The organism is Candidatus Chlorohelix sp. (assembly GCF_037138995.1).
Lineage (GTDB): Bacteria > Chloroflexota > Chloroflexia > Chloroheliales > Chloroheliaceae > Chlorohelix.
Genome location: NZ_JBAXHI010000031.1, coordinates 1 through 24,412, shown reverse-complemented (window position 1 = coordinate 24,412; position 24,412 = coordinate 1). Strand labels below are relative to the sequence as shown.

Sequence of the window (24,412 nt, the reverse complement as noted above, 5' to 3'; positions counted from 1 at the left end):
CTGTAGTGTAACCTCAAAATCGGTACAAAGACCATCGCTATCTGTGGGCTATTTTCTAAATCTTATGAACTGGAGTCCGGCAAGTCCCGTCAAACTTTTACCCCGGTTTCTTTGGGGAATAAAGCCTGCAATATTTTTTTAGCAGCAGGTACTGCAAAGGTAGAACCTTCAATCTGGTTTTCATCGGTGGTAATGAGTGTAGTTACGGCGTAGCGAGGTTTCTCATACGGCGCAAAGCAAGTAAACCACGCCAGAGTAGGAAATAGCAAGTTTCCATCCGCATCTTGACCGTAAGATTCGCCATATTCTGCCGTTCCGGTTTTACCTGCTACAGTGAGATTACCCATCTGATTTGACATCTGGCTTTCGGCAGTACCTCCCGGCAGAACTACTTTTCGCATACCGCGCTTAACAGTGGCAAGATGGGTTTGTGATACTTCCAGCACCGACACAATGAAACGTTCATCTTTTACAATCTCATTTCCCGCATTATCTAACACCCGCTTGACAAGGCGCGGTCTAATTAGAGTACCGCCGTTTGCGATGGTTGCGGTCATTAGGCAAACCTGAAGCGGGGTCATCTGAGTATCGTTTTGCCCGATAGCGGTAGTAATAGTATCCCCCAAAGACCACTGGTTGCCCTGATGGTATTTAGGAAAAGTTTCAGGAGTCTGGAGCAAGCCGGGATATTCGCCCGGCAGTTCTATGCCTGTTGCTTTTCCCAGACCGAACATATCCATATATTTTTGCAGTTTGGTGATGCCCATTCCCCTGAAATTAATCGGGTCTTTGGAGTCCGCAGCAGTGTAATAAGCCAGTTGCTTACCGGTAACTGCGTCTTTACTGGCATTTTGCGCCACGTTATAGAAGAATATATCACAGGATTGAGTAATTGCGCCTTCTACGTTCAAACTACCGTGCTTACCCCAGCACTTAAATTTGTCGCGGCTTTTTCCATCGCCAACGTTGCTAGGAATCCAGATGTATTTGGTACAATCGAAAGTTGTACCTAGATTAATAGAGTTCTCGTTCAAGCCCGCCAGTGAGGTAATTAGCTTAAAGGTTGACCCCGGAGAATAAACTCCTTGAATAGAGCGGTTGATTAAGGGATTGCGTTTGTCGGTTAGCTGGGTTTCCAATTCTTTGTCTTCCGCCGTAGTCAAATTAGTACGGAACAGGTTATTATTGTAGGTAGGTATAGAAACGAGCGCGACCACTTCGCCTGTTTCCACATCCAACACAATGGCAGCGCCTGTGAGGTTACTAGCCTGTTTTTTCGCGCTGGCTAAGGCAATTTCTTCAAGAATTGCTTTGTTAGCCGCCGCCTGTATATTTGGGTCCATTGAAAGAAAAACACTATGTCCCGGAACTGCCTTCCGCTCACTTCCCGGTAAGGTCTGCACAATGTTACCGGCGTTATCCACTTGAACGGCACGCCCGCCTTTATTGCCACGCAGGTATTCTTCCATAGATGCTTCAATGCCTTGCCTACCAATTTGGTCATCTATGCTATAAACCTTGCGAGGTACTGTACCATCAGGATAAACTGCTGGTTGATTGCCGGAAGCTTTGCTGTTGTAACGATCCAATTCATCATTATCCTGCAACACACCGGTATAACCTAGCAAGTGCGATAACAAATCCGGACGCTCATATTTGCGTACATAGCCTTGCAAAATTCCCACGCCCGGCAAGTCCAAGCGTTTTTCATCCAGTATATTCGCGTCCTCGCGGCTAATACTAGACCACACTACCACCGGCTCAAAATCGGCGGTGCGAAATTCGGCTTCTAATACCAACCGCTCACCCTGACTTAGAAAATACACACCGGGCATATTTCTCAAGGGTAAATAGCGGTCATAATCAGCCAGCGGTATTTTCTCTAGCAAGGACATGAAGCTGGTTGAGAGTTTTTGAGCGCTGCGTAGGTATAATTTCTTTTCAATATCTTGAGCCGAAATTTGAAGGTAGGGTTCGAGAATATTCAGAGTTTCATTGCGCCGTGAGGAGCTAAGGATTTGATCGGGGATACAGCCAATTACATAAGTCATGCCGAGGAAACGGGCAAGGTTATCATAAACTTCCTGACGCGGGTCAACCACTTTTTGCCCGGCTTTAATCATCGCCTGCAAAGCTTTATCACTTAGGCGTGGTGGAAGACCAGAGCGGGTAATTGTAACGGAGTAAGTTGGAATATTACGAACTAGAGGGTTGCCGAAACGGTCGTAAATAATGCCGCGTGGTGGTTTGATTGTAATATCTCGAACCTGAGTACGGGTGGCAAACTGGCGTTCTTCTGGTGGAGTGTTAACTTGTAAATCCCAAAGCTTCCAGCCCAAAACTGTAAAGCCACCCATTAGCGCAACCCGCAAAAAATTAACCCGGCTCACCAGTAAGGCTTTGCCAACTTTTTTACGGGATGACTTATCTTCCTCGCGTTCGTTATCTCTGGTTAAGTTGTCTTCATCTAGCCGTAAAACCATACTTCATTCTCGCGATGCGCCAAATTTGCTCAGGCGGCGCACAAGCACAAAGATAGCCAACATTATAGCCGCATCAATAAACGAAACTGGAAGAACTACCTGTGTGATATTTTGTATTTGGAGTGTATTATAACCCAGCAACTGACCTGCCAGCAATAGCATTAGACGGTAGCCCAAAGCGGCAAACAAGCTGACAGTAACTGCCCGCATAGCGCTGGAATGAATAAAATCTTGACTGATTAAAGTTACAAATAATACTACGATGCTAAATAATAACGCTTGCAACCCGATTGGCAAGAGGGAAGCCGCGCTTATATCAAGGGCAAGCCCAGTAAAAAATGCCAACGGTAAAGCCCATGTCCATTCCAGCAACAACCCCCAGCTAACCGCTAACAACAACGAGAGGTCTGGCAGCAGGTCATTTTGAGCAGGCAACAAACCGGGCATAAAATGTGCCTGAACCAGCACAAAAACGAATATCAAGATAGCAGCTATATACGGGTTAACGGCGATTCCCCTTAATTAGTCTCATTTGTGCCGAGTATAACTTGTACACGTTGAATACGTTCAATATCCGAGGAAGGAGCAAGCACCGCTTCTTTATCTGGGGCGCTATCGGAAGTTACTACATCGGTTACGAAACCTACCAGAATATCGGCAGGAAAGGTAGCACCTTTACCATCAGTAAAAATGTAGTCACCCGGCTTGATGTCAGCATCCTTACTGATTCTGAAAATCGTGATACGACCGCCACGCTGCCATTGCCCTACCGCAGTACCATCGGCGTTCTTATCAATGGTAATCTGTTTGCCGTTCTGTCCGAAACGCTTGTTATAAACATTGGCAGCCATACCAGTATCGGTAATGAGCAATATGGTAGAACGTTTTGTTTCCACTTTTTCCACCCGCCCAACCAAAAACCCCGAAACATCCACTACCGGCATACCCTTTGTAATATTGTCGTTTGAGCCTTTATTAATTTGAATCGCCTGATTATTCCCGGTAAGGTCGCGATTAATTACATCCGCGCTGACGGTCTGGAAGCGTTTATTTTCGGGGTTACTCTTAAAAGCAAGTTCTTTTTCCAGTTCCAGAAGTTGGCTTGCAAGGTCGGCAGCTTTAGCGCGTTCCTCCCGCACAGTTTGTAATTCTTGGCGCAGCTGATTGTTTTCTGCTTTCAGAGTATTGAGGTCTTTTAAGAAAGCCGATAAGTCAGAGAAATTGCGACCAAGATTATATGCGCCCTGTTCAATCGGAGAGGTTAGGGTTGTAATGATTTGCTCGACCGGGCGCAAAAAACCAACCCTATCCAGTGTCATCAATAAGCTAGAGGTAACTAGCAATACACCGAAGAAGATAAATCGAATCTGAATATCAGTCCGAAGCCTGCGAATCATTCTATCGTGAGTATTTCAGGCGACGACCTTCCTGGCTGGAAGCGATAATTCGGCGGTATTTTTCATCTTCAAGGCTTTCCACCATAATACCGGTTCCACGCACTACACAGGTCAGCGGGTCATCTGCCACGTAAACAGGCATTTTAGTTTCCATCTGTAACCGCCTGTCAAGACCTAATAACAAAGCGCCACCACCTGCCAACGTAATACCACGCTCCATAATATCTGCTACAAGTTCCGGTGGGGTTTCTTCCAACGCTAGTTTCACGGTTTCAACAATGCTATTTACAGGACCAGCGATTGCTTCGCGCAATTCCACGCTGCTCAACTCTACCGCTTTTGGTAAGCCAGTAAGCACATCCCGACCGCGCAAGGTAAAGCGCAACTCCTGTTCTAGAGGATACGCGCTGCCGCAAGCAATTTTAGCAGATTCTGCGGTGCGCTCACCGATTACAAGGTTATGCTCACGGCGGGCATACTGAATAATTGCTTCGTCAATCTCGTCTCCGGCGGTACGTAACGAGTGGTTGATGACAATACCGCCAAGCGAAATAACCGCCACTTCGGTTGTACCACCGCCAATGTCCACAATCATACTGCCGATGGGTTCGTTTACGGGCAAGCCTGCCCCAATAGCAGCAGCCATTGGTTCTTCTACCACGTAGGCTTCACGCGCCCCTGCATTTAAGGAGGCTTCACGCGCAGCACGTTTTTCTACTTCGGTTACACCGCTGGGAATACCTATCACCACGCGAGGACGAGGTCCTACCACTGTTTGGGTATGAACCTTCCGAATGAATTCATGGAGCATTTGCTCCACCACGTCAAAATCTGCGATAACACCATCGCGGAGAGGGCGAATTGCGATAATACTGGCAGGTGTTTTACCTGCCATTGCTTTAGCATCGGCGCCCACCGCTTTTACTTCTTTTGTCTTTTTGTCAATTGCCACGTAGCTGGGTTCTGATATTACAATACCCTTGCCGCGCACATGCACTAACGTATTTGCAGTACCTAGATCTATACCGAGATCCCGGCTGAACAATCCGAACAATAAGTTCGGTAAATTCCACATCAAACAATCTCCTACAATAAAGCGTCCCAAAACTACTAAATATTGTACCTGACAACAGGTATATATTGGTTCGCTAAGTGTTGATTATAACATAAATACCCATATAGAGAAACCTTGATAACTTCAAACAGAGCGGTTGCAAGGAAGAAATTGTCCCCTATAACACGGTTCTCAAAGGGGTTTGGGTAAAGGCGCGAGGTGATAACGATTTTCTTAACCTTTAGAGCGGACGTTGAAAATGGAAATACCGACTTTGCCGCCCTGTAGTAACTTATTGTGCTACGCTTGAGAAGAGAAAAGGGGAAGGGCAAATATGTTACCCAATCCCCGAAAAATATTTAACCGTGAGTCTGATTTTTTTAGCTTGAGACAAGGCTTATCAATAAAAAGAGCATAAAGCCGACAAAGAACATCGCCGTACCGAAAATCGTGTCATGCTCCTTGTGGGCTTCCACCAGTAGTTCTTCAGTGACCAAAAACATAAGCGCGGCAACCCCGAAAGCCAAAAATACTTCAAGCACTGCTCCCGAAAGCCCGCCCAGTAAGGTTGCGCCTAGTACGCCACCTATACCTATCAATAATGACAGTCCTAGATGTAGCAGGATAGCTTTTTGTCTTGAAACTTTGGCGCGGCTGAGGGCACTGGATGTAGCCAAACCCAGAAAGAATATTTCTATACCTAACGCAACAGTTAGCAAAACCCCCTCACGCCCGCCTGCCGCAAAGCCTAACCCGACCAGTAAACCGTCAATCGAGACATCAATTGCTACGGTGATAAGTAAGCTAGTGGGTTGCTTCGTCCCCTCTTCTATTCCCTCTGCGCCTTCCGCAAACTTTTTGATAATCAGCATCAAAACTACGCCAACGGTAAAGCCGATTATAATAGCTATCGGTTCTTTCTCATGCAGCATTTTCGGCAATAATTCTACCGCTACCGCAAAGAACACTACCCCGGCGGCAAAATGTTGTACTGTGCTTGTAAATACCGGTCCCGGAATCATGAAACTGGCAAGAATGCCGCCTGCTACGATAGCTGCCATTGGAATTAGAACATATAGTAGCACTTCAGTAATTGGGGTGTGTTCAACTGCCTGTGTCATGACACTTGTCAGAATATTAGCCTGCAATTTTGGCTCCTCTCAAACTTAGCTGGGTGATAGGTGTTTACAATTCTCTAAGAGGGGCTAACTTTTACAGAAAGCCCCATTGTTTGTACTGCTCATTTATATGAGTTGGGTTGATTAACCTAGAGATTTTAAAGAGCCTTACATATGAGGAATGCTACACTAATATATCATGATTTTGCGACAGCAGTTTCGGCAACAACTTCTGCAATACCCTGTACCAAACGGTCAATATCTTCTTCCGAATTGTAAAACCCGGTAGAGGCTCTGGTTAAAACCGGGTCTGGGGTTGGTCTAACCAGTATGCCCTTTTCAGCCAGCTTTGCGCTAAGGTCAGGGGCGGCAATTTGCTCAAAGGAAAAATGAACCAATCCCGCCATGCTATCTTTGGGAGTGTACATAGAAACACCCGGAAGCTGCGAGATTTGCTCGTAACAATAATGCCCTAATTCGGCTATACGCTTGTAAACCCATTCCCAGCCTACGTCTTGGTCAAGCCATTCCAATATTACGCGCCATGCCTTGACCGAGGGAGGGTAGAGGGTAGCAGCCATATAGCGTTTTGCGCCATCGTTTGGTACAAAGTTACCGGCGTAATCGCTGGCTTTTACTCCAAAATACCCAATAAAAGTTTGCGACAGACTCCCAATAAGGTCTTTGCGAATAAACAATGCTCCCGTTCCATCCGGACCACAAAGCCATTTTTGACCTGATATAGCGTAAGCATCTACGCCTAGTTCGTAAACCTTGCTGGGAACCATCCCGCAGGATTGGGCGGCATCGCATATCAGGAGCGCGTCTGTCTGGTGAACTAGGTCGGCAATTTCACGTATTGGCAAAACCATTCCGCTACTCCATGAGACATGCGAAAGTACCACCGCTTTAGTTCTGTTATTCAATACCCGTTTTAATTCCGCAATCGAATCTATTCCGGGTTTTCCTATAGAAGTTTGGCGAATTTTCACTCCATATCTTTGTTTTAGCAGATATGCAGGATAAAGACCACCCGGATGTTCGGTAGTAGCAGTAATTATTTCATCGCCTTTGCTCCAATCCAAACCCATCAGAGCAATATTCATCCCTTCAGTAGTATTGTGGGTCAAAGCTATTTCTTCGGAATCACACCCTAACAAGTTAGCTACTGCTTTGGTAGCAAGGGTAAATTCGCGAAACATCTCGGTAAAAGACTCAAACCCGATTCTGCCGCTTTCGTATTGCTTCTGAGCATACTCAAGCGTAGCCTTATGCCCACATTCAGGGAATGGACCATTAGTGCCGGTATTCAAATATGTGTTGGCGAGAATGGCTGGAAATTTCGCTCTGATTTGCTCAATTTTTTCAACATCCATCTTACTAACTCCTGCGCTTTAAGAATTTGATAGAACCAAATTGGTTGAGAAAACAAAATAATTCGTAATTATGGGGGGATTTGACTATCTTACATTGGTGATGATTGTACAGGGAATCTACCCACATTAGCAACAACAAATTCGGGAAGGGCGTGTTCAAATACTACAAAAACGATTTTCTTAACGTTTAGGGCGGATGCTGGAAATGCCGGCTTTGCAACCGCCCTGAAACCTGAAAGTGGCAGTTCTCAAGAGCCAACCAACTTTAAAATGTGTGCGGCGATGGCTTCAGCTTCTTGAGCGCGATATGGTTCGCGCTTTTCGGCGAAGAAATCGTTTAACGCTAAACGGCTAACCTCTGGCATCTGTCCGGGAAATGCGCCGAAACCGGGTAGGTTAGGGTAAGTTTCCCAAAATTCCTGAAACCAGTCTGCCATCAACTCCATTACAAATGAAGGACGCTCGATAAAGGTTCCCAACTCGTCACCCTTTGCATTGTAGAAAATATAAGTGGGCAGATGATTGCGCCCACTTCGCAAAACATATTGGGAGGCAATATCCTGATTATCTGAACGGCGCAACAGGTGAATGTTTAACTTTCCGGTGTGGTCAGCCAACTTCATCAGGATGGGTAAGTTGAAAACCACATCCCCCGATGTATCCTCCACCAACCCCAGCGCCTCCAGCGGTTCCGGTAAAGCGGCAAGGAGAGTCAGAGTTTCCGGGCGAAATTCGGTAGCTTTGTAGCCTGATTCCAATCTTTCGCGATAAATCCCCATGCTTTCTACAAACTGGCGCGGAGTCATCGCATTGCTAAAGGCAAGTTTCTGTCGTTCTTCGCTTAAAGGCATATATGTACTACTCCAATCTATTAAAGGCTTTGCAGGTATTCTATCAATATTTTTAGAGCTGCTTCAGAGGATTCGCGCTTATTTTGGATGCGATCACCCGACCAAATAAAACACTCTACTCGTTCGTAACCATCGGCGGACAGCGCAATATAAACCAAACCAACCGGCTTTTGTGGCGTACCGCCGCCCGGTCCCGCAATTCCGGTGGCGCTTACGCCAATGTCGGTATCCAGCAAATGGCGAACGCCCTGCGCCATTGCCAGCGCACATTCGCTACTCACTGCTCCCACCGTTTCCAGCGTTATTGCAGGGACACCCAATATTTTTTCTTTTACCCGGTTACTGTAGCTCATCACCCCACCCATAAAATAGTCACTCGAGCCGGATATATTGGTAAGGCGATCTCCAATCAATCCACCGGTACAGCTTTCGGCGGTGGCAACAGTAAGGCGTTTTTCGCGGAGTAGCGCTCCCACCATTCCCTCCGCCATTATCGAACCAATATCAGCCATTATATTCTCCTAAAGGGTATTTTTCCGGATAGCTCTATATGGGTAGCTTTACGCTTGGTTTTCCGCGATACTCTACCCCGAAGTTAGCTTTAATCAGTTCTTGTATCATAGCGCTATTCTAACAAGCCTCGTCAAACTCTACACCTTCTGTACCAGCATCCAACATTTGTGGTAGCTTTTCTGTTGCACCAAACTCAATTTGGTATGACGCTCTCCCTTGTAGTAGTAACGAAAACTTTCCAGCCCTTTAAGGATAAAAGGCGCTTATCCGACGCACTAACCTAGTATCCTTATATTTAACCATTTATGGAAGTGGCACAGTTAGATGTAGTTGGTATAATAGAGACACAAAGTCCTTTAATAAGTCAGATGGTGTCCGCGATGAAGTCAATACCAGAGCGGCAAGTGCAAGGTTGTACCGCTTCGTGCATAATAAAGCGGTTAAGTGGGTACAAAAGTTAGGTTAGGTACAAAACAAGAAGGTATAATTATTCTTTACATGTTCACAGGGTAATAATAATTTTAGCTTGGAAATCTAACAATATTAACTTTTAAATTACCCGGATAAACCTGAATTTTTACGAGAGTGTGTTAATGGTTTTATTGTCTATTTTTTACCAATCGTAGTTTTTATTCCGCTTGTTACTGTGGAGGTTCAGTAATGGTAACCGCTCAACAGGCATATGCCTATGTGTTGCAGCAAGAACGCTTGGGCAACTACCAAGCTGCTTATGAGACTCTTGTAGATTTGCAGCATAACTACCCCAATTATCTGGATGTACCGATGCGCCTCTACCAGTTACAACAACGGGGTCTTACCTATACCGGGATGCAGAGTTTTTTCTATCCAAAGCCGTTTCAATATGAAAAGAATTTAGCAAAAAAAGGTTCTGGCAAAAACAGAGCATTACTAGTGGTAGGATTGGCGGTTTCAACCATCGTGCTGATTGCGGCTGTGGCAGCAATTATTATGGTAGTAACGGTTAGAAAAACAGATGAGACTAGCAAAACTGTTGCTGTTGCATCGGCTACTTCTGCTCCAAATGTGGAAAAAACCGGGATTATACTACCTCCTAAAACAACAGTTGTTATTGCAGCCACTACCCGACAAACTACAGTCAGCGCTACTGTAGCTATCACAACGCTAGAATCTACTACTATTGCGCCTACTACAACCCCTGAACCTACTTCAACCCCTGAGCCGACTACTACGCCAATGCCGACTCCAATACCAATTGAAACTCAGGACCCGGATGAGTTAGATAGCATCAATAGAATATTTAATAATTTGCCTAAAGGCGCACATGCCATTGTTATCTTGCCTACTGGAGATTATGTGGCAGTAAACGAGAATGATAAGATTCCTGCTGCCAGCCTTATCAAATTGTGGATTGCTGCTACCGTGCTTGCTGAAGTTGAGAATGGCAACCTTAATTTATCTGATACTTACATCCTGAAAAAAGCTGATCAAGTATCCGGCACTGGAATAATGAATCAACCGACTAAGGTTGGATCTAAATTTACCTACGAAGATATACTTTATAATATGCTCGTCCATAGCGATAATACAGCCGCTAATCTACTGATTGATAAACTGGGTGGGTTCCAGAAAGTTAACGATTATTCCCAAAATAGCGGTTACAAAGACACCCTTTTGCAACGCAAATTGGGACTTCCCGATGCTAATAACGAAAACTATACTTCGGCGCAGGACATTGGACAGTTTCTTTATGATTTGGTAGATGGTTACGTGGTTAGTGAAAAAGCTTCAACTCAACTGATGCAAATTTTAGTGGCAAGGGCTACCATCGGGGATAACAGTGAAGACCATGCACTTAATATGTTCGGTACAGACTTACCCAAAGATGTAAAATATGGGCATTTGAGTGGGCAAAACACCAACTTTCGGGGTGAGAGCGGCTTTTTCTCTAAGACAAATGGGAAGCCGGTTGTTGTTGTAGTTATCATCACCGGAAATGAGGTGCAGGCTGAACAAGCAATAAACCGCTTCATTGGGGAAGCATGGGTGGTAACATCGGGACGACCCTAAAATTATTGCAAATAATAGCTGATTTGGGAGAATCGGGCTATGTGCTATAATGCCGTTATGAACATACCTAATTATCCAAAATTGAAACTGAAACAAGGGCGTGATTGGACAGCCCGACGCGGGCATCCTTGGGTCTTTTCCGGCGCATTGCAAACACCTGTGCCGCCCCATAAAGCTGGTACAGTGGTGGATTTGGAAGACGCAGGAGGCGAGTTTGTAGCGCGAGGCTACTACAACTCTGGTACAGATATTGCAGTACGAATACTTACCGTTAATCCCGACCTGCCTATTGACGCGCACTTCTTTGCTGAACGGCTTGCCGATGCCTATAATTTAAGAAAAACACACCTTGACCTTGAAACCACTAATGCGTTCCGTTTGGTTAATGCGGAAGGAGATTATATACCCGGTTTAATTGCCGATTATTATGCAGGTGTGGTAGTTATTCAGTCACATACCGCAGGTATAGACCACCTGCTTGACTATATTATTGACGGAATTAAGCAAGTTTTGCAACCAAAGGCATTACTTCTCAGAAACGATGTGCAGGTGCGTACCCGTGAGGGTTTAAAGCGAGAAGAACCACAATTGATTTTTGGGGAAATACCAAAGGAATTGGTTGTTACAGAAAATAATTTGAAATTTGCGGTAAATCCGTGGACAGGACAAAAAACGGGCTTTTACGCCGACCAACGCGATAAACGCCTAGCCTTGCTCCACTATTCCAAAGGCAGCAGCTTATTGAATTGTTTCAGCTATTCGGGCGGCTTTTCGGTATATGCTGCACACGCAAACCCAAAGCTGAAAACTACCAGCCTTGATCAATCTGCTGTTGCTCTGGAACTGGCGCGTCGCAATTTTAGCCTTAACAACTTATATTCTGATAAGCATGCATTCGTGGTAGCGGACGCATTTGAATATCTGCAAAGTTGCACCGAACGTTTTGATACAGTGGTGCTTGACCCACCTGCCTTTACTAAAAGCCACCGTGAAAAAGAAAAAGCATTGCAAGGATATGTGCGTTTGAACACTTTGGGTTTGCCGCTGGTTAAGCCCGGCGGCATCCTGCTAACCTGTTCCTGTTCTGGCAGTATCAGTATGGAAGACTTTAGCGGAACAATCGCACAAGCAGCCGCTCAAACACATCGCCGCGTGCAAATTCTGGAAAGTCTTGAGCATGGTTTAGATCATCCGGTGAATATTTTTACGCCTGAAAGCCGTTACCTAAAAGCATTATTTTGCAGGGTACTGGATTAATATAATGATTGGAGAATTAAGTAAATGATAGTAGTTCAAAATCGTATCACCTGTCCGGCTGAATTGAGCGGACGTGTGGAGCAAGGCTTTGCCCATACCACCACCGATATGAACAGCAACAAAGGCTTTGTCAGCTTTAATCTGCTAAAATTGGAGAACGAAGTTGAAGCAGGCAAAATCCTTTACGTGGCAATGACTTTCTGGGAAGACCGCGAAAGTTTTCAGACATGGCGCGATGGTGATTCCTTTGCAAAAGCTCACAGTAGTCGGGATGCTGGAGGAAAAAGCCCGCTGCAATCTACCGTTGAGGTATTCGAGGTAGTTTAGGGCGCAAGTGAATGAGAATAATTCTTATTAGACACGCCGAACGCGAATACACCGCAGGGGTTGCAGAAGAAAATCAAGCTCTCACTGCTAAGGGAATCAAGAATTGCCGCAAACTTGGTGAGTTGATTGCCCTACATGAACCGGATGTAAAAGCTATCTTCAGTAGCCCTTATCGGCGTGCAACCCAGACTGCTGCTTATCTGCTGCCTTATTTACCAACTCTTCAAATTTACCGGGTAGATGAGGCACTTTCCATCAATCCTAACGTTGCAACGCAACCTTCCATAGAATTATTGGAGTCATACGAGAATTATAATTGTGTGGCACTAGTTGGGCATAAACCAGAGTTGGAACAGCTTATTACCGCGCTCTGTGGTGAGGAGGTAGGGCTGAAAAAAGCCCATGCAGTTTGTATTGAGGTTGGCAGTGACTTTCAAAATGGCAAATTACTATGGCATCTCAGCCCCAAATCCGCCGCAGTTGCCCTTTCAGAAGATGTTGATTTCTAAAGCTCTCTACGGGCGGGTTTGTGGCTACTAAATTTAGAAGAATCAAATTAGTAGTATGTACTCTGGATTTTTTAACCTTTTGTTAACTTTAATTTACCGGTATATTAACCGATATGCGATATTTTAGCATGAGTGTATCGGTTCACCTCATTGATAATCTCACTCACTAATGGAATAATTCGGGATGCAGGAATAGCATCGAGCCTACACCCAGCAGCAGCTTTGCGTGAGGAAAAAGGAGAGATCCATGCGTATTTTAATGATTCAGCCAAATTACCATTCCGGCGGCGCTGAAATAGCCGGTAACTGGCCTCCCGGCTGGGTCCCCTACATTGGTGGAGCGCTTAAAAAGGCAGGGTACAACCAAGTCAAGTTCGTAGATTCGATGACCAAAGACTTACCGGATGAGACTGTCGCCGCAATCATCAAATCATATGCCCCCGATGTGGTATTGACTACTGCCATTACCCCTATGATTTATCAGTCGCAGAAAGTAATGAAAATTGCGCGAGAGATGGCGCCAAATGCTAAAACCATCCTCGGCGGTATTCATCCTACTTTTATGTATGCCGAAGTTTTGAACGAAGCGCCCTATATTGATTACATTGTACGCGGTGAGGGCGAGGAAATCATTGTAAATCTGTTGCGCTCTATCGAAGCAGGCACTGATTTGCAGGATCGCAGCACAATCTTGGGTCTCTCCTACTTGGAAGATGGGCAGGTGATAGCCACACCGGCACACCCGGTAATCCAGAATTTAGATACGCTTTCGGCAGACTGGAGCTTGCTAGAGTGGAAAGATTACATCTATCGCCCACTCAACTGTCGCGTAGCAGTACCAAACTTTGCGCGTGGTTGCCCCTTCACTTGCCGTTTCTGCTCGCAGTGGAGTTTCTGGCGCACTTATCGCACCCGCTCTCCAAAATTGTTCGTAGATGAAATCGAGCAATTGGTGAAAGTACACAATGTAGGTTTCTTCATCCTCGCTGACGAAGAACCAACCATCAATAAAAAGAAATTTGTGGCGCTTTGCCAAGAGTTGATTGACCGCAAACTAGATATTCACTGGGGTATCAATACCCGCGTGACTGATATTTTGCGCGATCAGGAATTGCTGCCCTTCTACCGCAAGGCGGGTCTGGTACACGTTTCGCTCGGAACTGAAGCTGCCGCTCAGTTGAAACTGGATCGTTTCCGCAAACAGACTACTATCGAGCAGAACAAACGCGCCGTCCAACTGCTGAAAGACGCGGGTATGGTAGCAGAAGTACAGTTCATTATGGGTCTGGAAAACGAAACGAAAGAAACCATCGAAGAAACTTATCGTTTGGCGATGGACTGGAAACCAGACATGGCGAACTGGAATATGTACACCCCTTGGCCCTTCGCCGAACTGTTCGAGGAACTGGGCGACAGGGTAGAGGTGCGTGATTATTCCAAGTACAACTTCGTAACCCCCATCATGAAACCCGATAATATGGAACGCGAAGAGGTCTTGAAGGGCGTTTTGAAGAATTATGCCCGTTTCTTCGCCAACAAAACCTTTACTTCCTACCCCTTCATCAAGGATAAATGGAAACGCAAATATATGATGGGTTGCTTGAAGGCTTTCGCCGTCACCACCCTAAACAAACGTTTCTATAACCTTGGACGTATCAAACGCAAGGGCTTCAAGGCTGAAATCGACTTTGGTTTCGACTCTGATAGAATTCTGAATACGGAAGAATTGGCGCGTTACAAGGGTATGCGTGGTGACAAAATCTCGCAGGAGAATGTTGTCATGCTAGGCAATATCGGCAATGGACCTGTTTCTCTGCACGGCGCTCCTAAAGGCTTGCCCGTAGAGTATAGTGAAGAGGACTCCGATAAAAAGAAGCTGACCATGATTGACTCCATTTCGGTTTCCGCTTGCGGCGCGCCAAACCACTTGCCGGAATATGTCGAGGAGGAAGCACCCCAAGCTGTCATGAAGATGGTTTCCACCGATGTTTCCGCCTGTGGCGCTCCCAAAGGCTTGCCCGATGTTTACGAGGAGTTGGAGGATGTCGAGCCGGTGACTCAGAAGGAGAGCTAGAATGGCTACCGCCGGTCTGGATCATAACAACGCTTCAGCTCATCCTTCAGGTAAGATCGGCCCAAACTCCTTAATCCAGACCGTACGCGCTATGCGCCGTATCTACGGTGATGAGAAAGCGCGTCGAATACTGGACGAGGGTGGGCAGAGCTTCCTGTGGGAGCATCATCCGGGTGAAATGATAGACGAGGGTGAGTTTATCACCTTAGCAAGGATGCTATATTCCAATCTTGGCGTTCAGGAGACTTTACCGTTGCTTCGTCTCTCCGGTCAGTTTACCGGAGAGTATGTACTGGCAAATCGCATCCCTAAGTTCGCGCAACGTATCATTAAGTTTTTGCCGCGCAACTTACGCCTAAAAGTGATGCTTAATGCTATCGGTAAAAACGCTTGGACATTTGCCGGGAGCGGGAAATACAGCTTCACGCTTTCTCCACAACTCCAAATAAATCTGGATGAAAGCATCATTCGCCATGCCATTAGCAAAGCGGATGTACCGGTATGTAGTTACTATACTGGCGCATTTGAAACTCTGCTCAAAACGCTGGTGGATGCTCACATTCAGGTAGAGGAAATCGAATGTGCCATTCGAGGAGACTCGCGCTGCATTTTCCAGATAAAATTCACACGTTAGATTAATTATTCCGGTTAGAGCGAGGATTTGCAATTTCAGCACGAGTCCTCGCTTTTTTATTTCCAAGCCAATCTTTGCTCTCAAGCAGAGCATGTGTTATCTTACAGTTATGATAATAGAAAACAGACCTTTAGAAATTCTAATCTGATGCAATTAAAAACGCTAACAGCAACCCGCTATATTACCCCACTACGCGAAGGTGGCTCACTACCAGCCATTGTGGAAGCGGAGGACAACGCAATGTATGTCATGAAATTTCGGGGGGCGGGGCAAGGCAGCAAAGCGCTGGTGGCAGAACTGGTGGGCGGGGAAATAGCGCGAGCGTTGGGCTTGCCTGTGCCTGAACTGGTTTTTATGGAGCTTGATGCTTCGCTGAGCCGTAACGAGCCTGACCCCGAAATTCAGGATTTGTTGAAAGCCAGCACAGGGTTGAATCTCGCCTTAAAATATCTGGATGGTGCGTTGGCATATGACCCTACCGCCTCCCCTAAGCCCGATGCTACTTTAGCTTCTGCCATTGTGTGGATGGATTCCTATCTTACCAACGTAGATCGCACCTCCCGCAATACCAATTTGTTGATGTGGCAGCGGCAACTCTGGCTGATTGATCACGCTGCTTCGCTGTATTTTCACTTTAATTGGAATGGGTATCTTGAACGTACCTCCAATCGCTTCAGCGCTATCAAAAACCATGTGTTGTTGAAATTTGCCAGCGATTTGGCGCAAACTGACGCACGCCTAAAACCGCTTCTGTCCGGTAATATTCTGGAAGAAATCACTGCGATAATCCCAGATGAGTGGTTTGAAAAAGAACCGATATTCTCCAACCCGCAGGAAAATCGAGAGGCTTATCTGACCTACCTGACAAGACGGCTAGAAGCCTCAAGCGCATTTGTAGAGGAGGCGGTAAATGCCCGATCTGGTCGCGTTTGATTATGCCATTATTCGGGTTGTGCCAAGGGTAGAACGCGGCGAGTGCTTGAACGTAGGCATTATCCTCTATTGTCGCCCACGCCGATACCTGAATTGTGCTATTGCGCTTGACCGCAACCGCTTGGGGGCGTTATATCCGCAAATAGATATAGAAGCGGTAGAAAAACATCTAGCAGGTATCCCACTGATTTGCGCCGGGTCAGTTGAGGGTGGCACAATTTCGGCGTTATCGCAACAAGAACGCTTTCACTGGCTGGTTGCGCCCCGTAGCGCGATTATCCAGACCTCACCTCCGCACTCCGGTTTATGCGCTGAACCTGCCTTATGCCTTGAACACTTAATGGAAACAATGGTGCGTTTGCCCACGCAGTAAATAAAAACCGCCCAAGGGATAAGGGCGGATTGTGCTAAGCTTGTGCGGGATTATTGGACAAGAGGATTACTTTTGGAGATTAATTCCTCTATAAACACTATACTACCCGAATGTAAAAAATATCTAAAAAAAGTGTTGCCAATTATCAAATTTTTGCAAAGATTACGATGTTAATTGAAATAGCTGTAGATTAAAGCCACGAAAATAAAAACAAGGGGTTTTAAACCCCTCGCCTGCTATACAAAATTTTTAAGGATAGCGCCAAAAGCGTAAGCTCGCTACGCCTTTGCTACTTTAAAGCTGGAAAGAATTTCAGCAGTGGCAGGCATCCCGCGTTTGTAGAAAACAATTTTACCCTCTGTATCAATGCCTACTACGGTGCGATTAATCAGGCGTAGTGGTCCTAATTTCATCAAAGCATCATATTTCTCGGATACAGCATAATTGCGGTCAACCAATAGCGGGGTCTTTAACTTGTGTCGCGCTACGAAGCGGGTATGCTTTTCCTGATCTGCCTGATTCACCCCGAATACTTCGACTCCTGCTTCGCGGTATTTATCGTAATCATCGCGAGCGCTACAAAGCTGGATGGTGCAACCGGGGGTCTCATCGCCGGGGTAAAATATCAGCACCACCGGGCTGACACCCTTAAATGAGGAAAGTCTTACTACATTTCCTTTGTGATCTTTAACTGTAAAATCAGGCGCAGTGTTACCTACATGTAAAGCCATTTATGTACCCTTCTTTCAAGAAACTATTTTAATATGCACATATTCAGGTTTGTTATTTGCAAAGAACCATCTACATAATAAACCGAATTGGCTAATTTTGGGGGTTATCTCGGTGGAAGGTTGTGTATAGGTTTTGTTTAAAGTAAATGGCTGATTTCGTGTCTGCTTTGTTCTTCCTGAGAACTGAACTTGCGCCGAGACAGTAGCAAAGCAGGGAAAATTGCCAGCGCAGCCAGCGCAGCCGCCCCTAAAAAGACTTCGGTTACAGCTTGCGCCAAAGGGAGGGTCATAGCTTGTGCATCAATTTTTGTAATATCTATATTCTTTGGCTTCAAATCGTTATAGCGGTTTAGAGTCCATGTAGTCAAGAAAGAAGTACCAAGAGTCATACCTATCAACCGCAAAATAAGTACCAAAGCAGCGGCAACCCCTATTTCTTCGCGTTCCGCCCAGTCTATTACCGCGCTGCCCACCGGGGCAATCACGAAACCAAAACCCAAACCCGCCACACTTGCGCCGGGCAACAAATTCGATAAGTCATCCGGTAGTTGCCAGTGAGTATCCCAGCGATTCATCAATAAAAAGCCGCCCGATACCATCGCCAAACCCAAAATCGTAGCAAGACGATAACCCAACCTGTCGCTAAGCCAACCGCCAAGAACCGCACCCAGCGCCATTCCAAGCGTTAAAGGAGCGAGCGCCAACGCGCTATGGAATGATATGTCAATTGCGTTATTGCTGCGGTCTGTCGAGTTAACAAATAGCGCAATCCCTACCAGCGCCGCAACCAACGCTCCACCGATAAATAGATTAGCAAGGTTCGCGGCTGAATAAGGCACCCGCAGAAAAGTACGCATGTTTATTAGCGGTTTATCTATTCGCAGTTCGGTTAGAACAAAGAGCAATAATGCTACTGCCGCTCCAATTAATAGAGGTATCTGGTATTCTTTCAGGGGGTTCTTGGTGATTTCTTCAAGCGATGCGCCACTCAACGCCGCCGTATCCTTGCCGCCAAGTGCCAGCGAAAGACAAATAAGCGACACCGCTAATAGCAAAAATCCGGGTATATCAATGTTCTTCCAGAGGTTGCCAAAATTAATAGAGCTATGACGGCTGGTTTTTAGGGCTGGTTTGAGCATAAAATAAATAATTGCAGCCGAAATTAAACCTAACGGCACATTGATCCAGAAAATTGAATGCCAATTAAAATAGCGTAGCATCAACGAGCCGTATAATGGACCAAGCACCCACCCTGCCGTATCAGCTGCCCCGATTATTCCCAGAGCCATACCGCGCTTATTAGGCGGGAAAAGGTCGCCTACCACTGCCATCGAAACTGGCACCATTGCCCCGCCGCCGAGAGCTTGTAAGGAGCGTGCGGCAAGCATTACCGGAAGGGAAGTAGCAAGCGCAGCCACTACCGAACCACCTACAAAGACCAGCAATGCACCCAAAAACACTTCTCGCCGTCCAAAAACATCAGAAACCCGCCCCATAAAAGGCATAGTAACGGTGTAAGCCAACAGGTAGGCGCTAACTATCCACGCGCCCTGATCAATATTATCAATAGTGACATCCAAACTGTCCATAATACTAGTCAGGATTGCCACCACCACCGTAAGGTCGAGAGCCGCCAGAATTACCCCAATCGAGAGTATCCCTAACACAAGCCAAGGTGTTCCACCCATATTTTGTTCGGATTGTTCTGATTGAGCCGTATCTTTAAGCATCAGGCTTTATACTCCCGCCGGTCTTTGGACGGTCACAGCTTCATTAAATTTGCTAAAATTCATTTGCCAAGTTACGCCTTTGGCAGGGTCTTGCGTAACTTCTTTTAAAATAGCCTGTCGCAGCAGGGTATCACTTTTGGACACCCAGATGTCAAAATTCACATCGCTGTTATTGAGAGTGCCGGCAGTAAAGGTTTCCAATTCTTTACCTTGAATAGTTCCGCTGAGTTTCCAGCACTCCGCGCTATCAACGGTTTCAGTCCCGGCTATTGAGAGATTTTGAGCTTTCTGCACAATTGCGCCAAGACCACGCTGTGAATCGAAAAGCTCCGATGCCTTGAAGCCCACTCCATCGGGTAGAGATTGCCATTTATCGCTTAGCCCTTTAACCAGAATCCATTGCTCGGTACCCAACGCAACGGTGGTGGCTTCCACCTGCCCAAGCGCTAAACTAACGCGCAAAGTCGCTTTATAGCTATCAGGCTTGACATAATCACCTTCGGCTCTTCGGAATGAAATTCCGGTCACTATCGGCACTTCTCCCTGCTTAATATCCACCAAGAAATGCACAAACTTAACGGCATAAAGTTCATCGGCAGATTGTTTCGCCAACACTTTTGGGTCAGGAAGTGAAAGTGGCGTAGGGGTAGGGTCGCCGCATGCCGCAAGAATAAAGCTGAATACTAGCGTAAACAGCAATATAAAAGGAACACGCGACTCGGAAAAGCTCGATTTGGTACATCGCATAGGTGAATTTCCTATTCTTACTAAGCGGGTTTCCGGTAGTTAATTATTCAGAACAGATTATAGCATAGCCTGTCTCTACATAAGGCATATCAGCAATGTCAAAAAGAGTGCGGCTGCAAGAAAGGAATTGTCCCCTATAAAACTTTTCTCAAAGGGGTTTAGGCGAGGAGTTTGAGCAAATTGTTTTAGTTCGGATTGGGAGGAGCGCATCGGAATGCGCCCTCGTTGGTAAATTCGGGAAGAGCGTATTCAAATACTAGCTCCAAGAATCGCTGTGGGAGCGGGGGTCTTCTATCGGCTCTTCATGAATTGACACCCGAATATTGCTAAATTCCTGTCGTAAAGCCTTCTCTATCTCTTCCGTCCATTGGTGCGCTTCCTGCACCGACCAATTCCCCGGCGTTAGCATGTGCAAATCGGCAAAACGGAATCCTCCACTTTTGCGGGTACGCAAATTATGAAAGACTATCTGCTCGTTGGAAGCTTTCACCACCTCGTTGATTGCCTTATTTATGCGCTCAATCTCGTTCTCAGGCAAGGTCTTGTCCATTAAGCCATCCACACTTCGCATTATCAGCTTGCCACCCTCAAAAACGATATTGCACGCTACTAAAATAGCGATAATCGGGTCGAGTATCAGCCAGTTTGTAGGCAATACCACTAGCAACCCCAGTACCACTCCCACCGAAGTTATTACATCGGTCATTAAGTGCTTACCGTCTGCTTCCAAAGCAATGCTATCATGCTTACGACCTGCGGTTATAAGAGTCCTCGCCACGATAAAGTTCAGCAGAGTAGCTACCATCGAAACCCCAAGCCCCCAACCGAGGCTTTCAAGTTCTTTCGGGTTAAATAAACGCGGGATTGCTTGATTTATGATGGCAAAAGCCGCTACAAGAATTAGACCGCCTTCAATAGCGCTGCTTAAAAATTCAGCTTTTTCATGTCCATACTGGTGGGTTTTATCGGGGGGACGTGCCGCTATCCTCAAGGCAATAAGCGCGGTGAAAGCAGCAATAATATTGACGATGCTCTCCATCGCATCTGACAAAAGGCTGACCGAGCCTGTCAACAAAAAAGCAACCGTTTTTAGGGTTATAGTTGCGAAAGAAGTTGCCAAAGACAGGTAAATAAACTTAAGCTTAATATTATCCAATATTTTCTACCCTTATATATTCGTAAATCATAGCCACTCAAACTATTATAAGTTTATCTGCAACACAGTCTGCTAAAATCACAAGTTAGCTTGCACTATTCCCAATTTCAGGCAATAAAAAAAGGACATAGCAATTACCATGTCCTTTAAAAACCGCTTACTTATTTGACCAACGTTAAACCACTGCCAATTTGAACTTCGCCGATTTTCCATAACGGTTCGCCCGCTTTTATGAAAGCAGATTCCAGTTCAGCGGAAGCGTTTGCAGCAAAGGCAAAAAACAGCCCACCACTAGTCTCAGGGTCAAATAACAAATCTTCTAAGTCAAGCTCAAGTTTACAGGTAATTTTTACTTTAGGTGCAGCCTCTTGCTGTAGAAATACCCGATTTCTGCCCATACCGCCCGGCATAAAGCCCTGACGTGAATAACGGCGAGCGCCAGGCAATAGCGGTACAGTTTGCGAATCAATTACCAAATCAACCGCGTCGCTCTGGGTTGCCATCTCGGAAGCATGCCCTAACAATCCAAAGCCGGTAATATCGGTGCAAGCGTGTACATAGTTGCCCCCGTAGCGACGCAAGAGTTGAGCCGCACCGCGGTTAAGCCTTAACATACTCTGGATTGCAATTCTCAGGTCTTCTAGGTCAACGGCATCACCCTTATGGGCAGTGGTAATCGTACCGACCCCAAGCGGCTTGGTCAGATATAGATAATCCCCTGCTTTCGCCCCACCTTTGGTAAAAATCTGGTCGGGATGCACCAGCCCGGTTACACATATGCCATACTTAGGCTCTTTGTCGGTTATAGTATGACCACCCGCAATAACCGCACCCACCTCTGCCATTTTGTCCGCCCCTCCCTGAAGTATGGTTGTTAGGATTGACAAGGGCAAATTATCGGGGAAAGCTACGATATTTATACCCATCGTGACCTCGCCGCCCATCGCATACACATCGCTCATAGCGTTAGCAGCCGCAATCGCCCCATAAAAATAGGGGTCGTCAACTACCGGCGGGAAAAAATCAACGGTTTGTACAATTGCCACATCCGGCGAAATTCGATACACCGCTGCATCATCGCTGGCTTTCAATCCAACAAGCAGGTTGGGATTATCGTATTTTTTCAAAGGGAGCAAAACTTGCTCCAGAGCCATTGGACTCAGTTTGGAAGCTCAACCAGCGCATGCAACCAGCGCGGTTAGCTTTATCTTTTCGTGGGTTGACTCCGCCACTTCTATAACTCCTTTAAGGTTTGATATAACTTCCGATTATGTTATATCCATATAGAAATTATAACATAACCCCAGAGTTATAGAAGTTTGAGTTTGAAATCAGCCAAGCAGTTTCTCGAATGCGCTTAGTTTCGGGGCAATGGGCTGTGGCAGGTTATACTCGCCTTCCAACGCAGATTGGGTTTTGTAACCGTTCCCAGTTATGTAAATTACAGTCTTTTCATCTCGGCGTATTTTGCCCTGATTTATCAGCTTTTTCAAAACCGCGAGAGTAACACCACCCGCCGGTTCGGTGAAAATACCTTCGGTAGAAGCCAGCAATTTAACCGCCTCGATTATTTCCGCATCGGTAACTTGCTCGATTATTCCCCCGGTCTGACGGGCAATTTGCAAACTGTAATAGCCATCGGCAGGACTACCGATTGCCAATGAATGAGCGATAGTGTTAGGGCTTCTTACCGGGGTAATTTCACCCGCTTCAGTGGAATAGGCAGTGGCAACCGGGTTGCATCCGGCAGGTTGCGCCCCTGACATAGCAGGTAACGCTTGGGCAGCCACCAACCCCAAGTTGATGAGTTCCTTAAAACCTTTAGTAATTTTGGTATAGAGTGAACCGCTGGCGATGGGCGCAACCACATGGTCGGGTAATTTCCAGCCCAACTGCTCGGCAGTTTCGTAAGCAAGAGTTTTTGAACCTTCACTATAGAATGGACGCAAGTTGATGTTTACAAAGCCCCAGCCGTATTCGTCCGCTACCTGACTGGCTAGGCGGTTTGCTTCGTCATAAGTGCCATCCACCGCAACAATCTCCGCTCCGTAAACCGCCGCTGAAAGAATCTTGCCCGGTTCAATTGAAGCAGGTACAAATACATAAGTTTTCAATCCAGCACGCGCCCCTGCCGCCGCTACTGCGCCCGCCAAATTTCCGGTGGAGGCGCAAGCGATAGTATCAAATCCAAATTCAAGCGCTTTTGCCAGAGCCACCGCTACAACCCGATCTTTAAAGGAGTGAGTGGGATTAACCGCATCATTTTTTATGTAAAGTTCATCTATTCCAAGTTTAGCAGACAGATTCCAAGCGCGTTGCAAAGGGGTATAGCCAACTCCGGTCAGTGTAAGGCTATGGGGCTGAACTGGCAGTAAAGGAGCATAGCGCCAAATGTCACGCGGACCGGCTTCGATTTGTTTCTTTAATTGAACCGGATTAAATTTGCTGAAATCATAGGTTACTTCGAGTGGTCCAAAACATTCTTCGCAAACATGCGCCGGAGAAATCGGATGCAGCGCCCCGCAAGCTTTACATGTCAAGCCAGATGCCGCGCTTACAGGTATATTTTGAATGGGTTTTTCGCTTTTTTCCAATATACTGGTCATTATTATCTCCTTATAACGAGCATTTAGTTTTTCTAAACCGGGCAAACTTTAAGAAAGCGTGGACACTTTCTGGATGTTTATCCAAATACAGTGACGCAACAGATTTGCGCGGTTCTTAATCGTGTAGGAGTAAAACGGGCATAAAAAAACCCGCTTATCTGCTCTTGGATAAGGGGGTAAACTAGCTATTCTTGATAAATTGCGTTTGTGCAATTTTACTAGCTCCCTTATCTTGCGTAAATCTGTTAAATGGTTACGCTGGAATTGGCACCATACGCATATTTTTTTCCGCTTGCGTTGGTTGCCGGGCTTCACAGGGCCTTTATCCCTCCACCTCTCTTGATAAGAGCAACAACTATTCATTTGTTAAGCCGATAATCTTGCTCGGCGTTATTAAGATAATATATTTTATAGCGTTTGTCAAGACTTTTTAATTTCAGGGAGTGCCTAAAAAGCAAGATGTGGTAAAGTAAGAGAATGAATAAACCAAATTG

The 24,412-nt window shown here is 46.0% G+C and carries 22 protein-coding genes and 1 riboswitch; of the genes, 8 read left to right on the top strand and 14 right to left on the bottom strand.

Going from position 1 to position 24,412, the window contains the following annotated elements:
- Window positions 1-89: 89 nt before the first annotated feature.
- The 8 genes from WCK19_RS13520 to WCK19_RS13485 all read right to left on the bottom strand — a co-directional run bounded on the left by WCK19_RS13520 (window position 90) and on the right by WCK19_RS13485 (window position 8,791).
- A complete protein-coding gene (locus WCK19_RS13520; RefSeq protein WP_342397916.1) occupies window positions 90-2,483 on the bottom strand; it encodes a penicillin-binding transpeptidase domain-containing protein in 2,394 nt (797 codons plus the stop codon).
- 3 nt (window positions 2,484-2,486) lie between these two features.
- Window positions 2,487-2,966, bottom strand: coding sequence for a hypothetical protein (locus WCK19_RS13515; RefSeq protein ID WP_342397915.1), 480 nt, complete (start codon window positions 2,964-2,966; stop codon window positions 2,487-2,489).
- 35 nt (window positions 2,967-3,001) lie between these two features.
- A complete protein-coding gene (gene mreC, locus WCK19_RS13510; protein ID WP_342397914.1) occupies window positions 3,002-3,880 on the bottom strand; it encodes a rod shape-determining protein MreC in 879 nt (292 codons plus the stop codon).
- Window position 3,881: 1 nt separating this feature from the next.
- On the bottom strand, window positions 3,882-4,955 hold the full coding sequence (locus WCK19_RS13505) for a rod shape-determining protein (protein ID WP_342397913.1): 1,074 nt from the start codon (window positions 4,953-4,955) through the stop codon (window positions 3,882-3,884).
- A 359-nt stretch (window positions 4,956-5,314) separates the two neighbouring features.
- The gene (locus WCK19_RS13500; protein WP_342397912.1) at window positions 5,315-6,082 is read right to left on the bottom strand and encodes a transporter; all 768 of its coding nucleotides are present in this window, start codon (window positions 6,080-6,082) and stop codon (window positions 5,315-5,317) included.
- Between the two features lie 167 nt (window positions 6,083-6,249).
- Window positions 6,250-7,428: an aminotransferase class V-fold PLP-dependent enzyme gene (locus tag WCK19_RS13495; RefSeq protein WP_342397911.1), complete on the bottom strand. Its 1,179-nt coding sequence runs from the start codon at window positions 7,426-7,428 to the stop codon at window positions 6,250-6,252.
- Window positions 7,429-7,676: 248 nt separating this feature from the next.
- Window positions 7,677-8,279, bottom strand: coding sequence for a thioredoxin family protein (locus WCK19_RS13490; RefSeq protein ID WP_342397910.1), 603 nt, complete (start codon window positions 8,277-8,279; stop codon window positions 7,677-7,679).
- A 20-nt stretch (window positions 8,280-8,299) separates the two neighbouring features.
- On the bottom strand, window positions 8,300-8,791 hold the full coding sequence (locus WCK19_RS13485) for a nicotinamide-nucleotide amidohydrolase family protein (protein ID WP_342397909.1): 492 nt from the start codon (window positions 8,789-8,791) through the stop codon (window positions 8,300-8,302).
- A 661-nt stretch (window positions 8,792-9,452) separates the two neighbouring features.
- Between WCK19_RS13485 and WCK19_RS13480 the strand changes: the two genes are divergently transcribed.
- From WCK19_RS13480 to WCK19_RS13445, 8 genes are all read left to right on the top strand, one after another.
- Complete coding sequence (locus WCK19_RS13480; protein ID WP_342397908.1) at window positions 9,453-10,841, top strand: serine hydrolase; 1,389 nt, start codon at window positions 9,453-9,455, stop codon at window positions 10,839-10,841.
- Window positions 10,842-10,880: 39 nt separating this feature from the next.
- On the top strand, window positions 10,881-12,098 hold the full coding sequence (locus WCK19_RS13475; protein ID WP_342397907.1) for a class I SAM-dependent rRNA methyltransferase: 1,218 nt from the start codon (window positions 10,881-10,883) through the stop codon (window positions 12,096-12,098).
- A 24-nt stretch (window positions 12,099-12,122) separates the two neighbouring features.
- Complete coding sequence (locus WCK19_RS13470) at window positions 12,123-12,425, top strand: antibiotic biosynthesis monooxygenase (protein WP_342397906.1); 303 nt, start codon at window positions 12,123-12,125, stop codon at window positions 12,423-12,425.
- Between the two features lie 11 nt (window positions 12,426-12,436).
- Window positions 12,437-12,934: a histidine phosphatase family protein gene (locus tag WCK19_RS13465; RefSeq protein ID WP_342397905.1), complete on the top strand. Its 498-nt coding sequence runs from the start codon at window positions 12,437-12,439 to the stop codon at window positions 12,932-12,934.
- A 247-nt stretch (window positions 12,935-13,181) separates the two neighbouring features.
- Window positions 13,182-15,008, top strand: a complete 1,827-nt coding sequence (bchE, locus tag WCK19_RS13460) for a magnesium-protoporphyrin IX monomethyl ester anaerobic oxidative cyclase (RefSeq protein ID WP_342397904.1) — start codon at window positions 13,182-13,184, stop codon at window positions 15,006-15,008.
- A gap of 1 nt (window position 15,009) precedes the next feature.
- Window positions 15,010-15,642 carry a bacteriochlorophyll 4-vinyl reductase gene (gene bchJ, locus WCK19_RS13455; RefSeq protein ID WP_342397903.1) on the top strand — a complete coding sequence of 211 codons (633 nt, stop codon included), beginning with the start codon at window positions 15,010-15,012 and terminating at the stop codon, window positions 15,640-15,642.
- Between the two features lie 147 nt (window positions 15,643-15,789).
- Entirely contained in the window at window positions 15,790-16,575 is a 786-nt protein-coding gene (locus tag WCK19_RS13450) for a HipA family kinase (protein WP_342397902.1), read from the top strand.
- Window positions 16,553-16,948, top strand: a complete 396-nt coding sequence (locus WCK19_RS13445) for a DUF3037 domain-containing protein (protein ID WP_342397901.1) — start codon at window positions 16,553-16,555, stop codon at window positions 16,946-16,948. The genes WCK19_RS13450 and WCK19_RS13445 overlap by 23 nt, the downstream gene beginning before the upstream one ends.
- Before the next feature lie 278 nt (window positions 16,949-17,226).
- Here the strand turns inward: WCK19_RS13445 and WCK19_RS13440 are convergent, their stop codons facing one another.
- The 6 genes from WCK19_RS13440 to thrC form a co-directional block, all read right to left on the bottom strand.
- Complete coding sequence (locus WCK19_RS13440) at window positions 17,227-17,679, bottom strand: peroxiredoxin (RefSeq protein WP_342397900.1); 453 nt, start codon at window positions 17,677-17,679, stop codon at window positions 17,227-17,229.
- 137 nt (window positions 17,680-17,816) lie between these two features.
- Entirely contained in the window at window positions 17,817-19,409 is a 1,593-nt protein-coding gene (locus tag WCK19_RS13435; protein WP_342397899.1) for an MFS transporter, read from the bottom strand.
- 6 nt (window positions 19,410-19,415) lie between these two features.
- The gene (locus tag WCK19_RS13430; protein ID WP_342397898.1) at window positions 19,416-20,156 is read right to left on the bottom strand and encodes an LppX_LprAFG lipoprotein; all 741 of its coding nucleotides are present in this window, start codon (window positions 20,154-20,156) and stop codon (window positions 19,416-19,418) included.
- A 256-nt stretch (window positions 20,157-20,412) separates the two neighbouring features.
- Entirely contained in the window at window positions 20,413-21,312 is a 900-nt protein-coding gene (locus tag WCK19_RS13425) for a cation diffusion facilitator family transporter (RefSeq protein ID WP_342397897.1), read from the bottom strand.
- 161 nt (window positions 21,313-21,473) lie between these two features.
- On the bottom strand, window positions 21,474-22,544 hold the full coding sequence (gene selD, locus WCK19_RS13420; protein ID WP_342397896.1) for a selenide, water dikinase SelD: 1,071 nt from the start codon (window positions 22,542-22,544) through the stop codon (window positions 21,474-21,476).
- A gap of 99 nt (window positions 22,545-22,643) precedes the next feature.
- Complete coding sequence (gene thrC / locus WCK19_RS13415; RefSeq protein WP_342397895.1) at window positions 22,644-23,918, bottom strand: threonine synthase; 1,275 nt, start codon at window positions 23,916-23,918, stop codon at window positions 22,644-22,646.
- Between the two features lie 224 nt (window positions 23,919-24,142).
- A riboswitch (SAM riboswitch) is annotated at window positions 24,143-24,267 on the bottom strand.
- Window positions 24,268-24,412: the final 145 nt, after the last annotated feature.

What these genes read in the sequence shown, in the direction of transcription:
- WCK19_RS13520 (WP_342397916.1), bottom strand. Translation starts at nt 2,483, where the DNA reads ATGGTTTTACGGCTAGATGAAGACAACTTAACCAGAGATAACGAACGC.
- mreC (WP_342397914.1), bottom strand. Translation starts at nt 3,880, where the DNA reads ATGATTCGCAGGCTTCGGACTGATATTCAGATTCGATTTATCTTCTTC.
- WCK19_RS13505 (WP_342397913.1), bottom strand. Translation starts at nt 4,955, where the DNA reads ATGTGGAATTTACCGAACTTATTGTTCGGATTGTTCAGCCGGGATCTC.
- WCK19_RS13495 (WP_342397911.1), bottom strand. Translation starts at nt 7,428, where the DNA reads ATGGATGTTGAAAAAATTGAGCAAATCAGAGCGAAATTTCCAGCCATT.
- WCK19_RS13490 (WP_342397910.1), bottom strand. Translation starts at nt 8,279, where the DNA reads ATGCCTTTAAGCGAAGAACGACAGAAACTTGCCTTTAGCAATGCGATG.
- WCK19_RS13485 (WP_342397909.1), bottom strand. Translation starts at nt 8,791, where the DNA reads ATGGCTGATATTGGTTCGATAATGGCGGAGGGAATGGTGGGAGCGCTA.
- WCK19_RS13480 (WP_342397908.1), top strand. Translation starts at nt 9,453, where the DNA reads ATGGTAACCGCTCAACAGGCATATGCCTATGTGTTGCAGCAAGAACGC.
- WCK19_RS13475 (WP_342397907.1), top strand. Translation starts at nt 10,881, where the DNA reads ATGTGCTATAATGCCGTTATGAACATACCTAATTATCCAAAATTGAAA.
- WCK19_RS13470 (WP_342397906.1), top strand. Translation starts at nt 12,123, where the DNA reads ATGATAGTAGTTCAAAATCGTATCACCTGTCCGGCTGAATTGAGCGGA.
- WCK19_RS13465 (WP_342397905.1), top strand. Translation starts at nt 12,437, where the DNA reads ATGAGAATAATTCTTATTAGACACGCCGAACGCGAATACACCGCAGGG.
- bchE (WP_342397904.1), top strand. Translation starts at nt 13,182, where the DNA reads ATGCGTATTTTAATGATTCAGCCAAATTACCATTCCGGCGGCGCTGAA.
- bchJ (WP_342397903.1), top strand. Translation starts at nt 15,010, where the DNA reads ATGGCTACCGCCGGTCTGGATCATAACAACGCTTCAGCTCATCCTTCA.
- WCK19_RS13450 (WP_342397902.1), top strand. Translation starts at nt 15,790, where the DNA reads ATGCAATTAAAAACGCTAACAGCAACCCGCTATATTACCCCACTACGC.
- WCK19_RS13445 (WP_342397901.1), top strand. Translation starts at nt 16,553, where the DNA reads ATGCCCGATCTGGTCGCGTTTGATTATGCCATTATTCGGGTTGTGCCA.
- WCK19_RS13440 (WP_342397900.1), bottom strand. Translation starts at nt 17,679, where the DNA reads ATGGCTTTACATGTAGGTAACACTGCGCCTGATTTTACAGTTAAAGAT.
- WCK19_RS13435 (WP_342397899.1), bottom strand. Translation starts at nt 19,409, where the DNA reads ATGCTTAAAGATACGGCTCAATCAGAACAATCCGAACAAAATATGGGT.
- WCK19_RS13430 (WP_342397898.1), bottom strand. Translation starts at nt 20,156, where the DNA reads ATGCGATGTACCAAATCGAGCTTTTCCGAGTCGCGTGTTCCTTTTATA.
- thrC (WP_342397895.1), bottom strand. Translation starts at nt 23,918, where the DNA reads ATGACCAGTATATTGGAAAAAAGCGAAAAACCCATTCAAAATATACCT.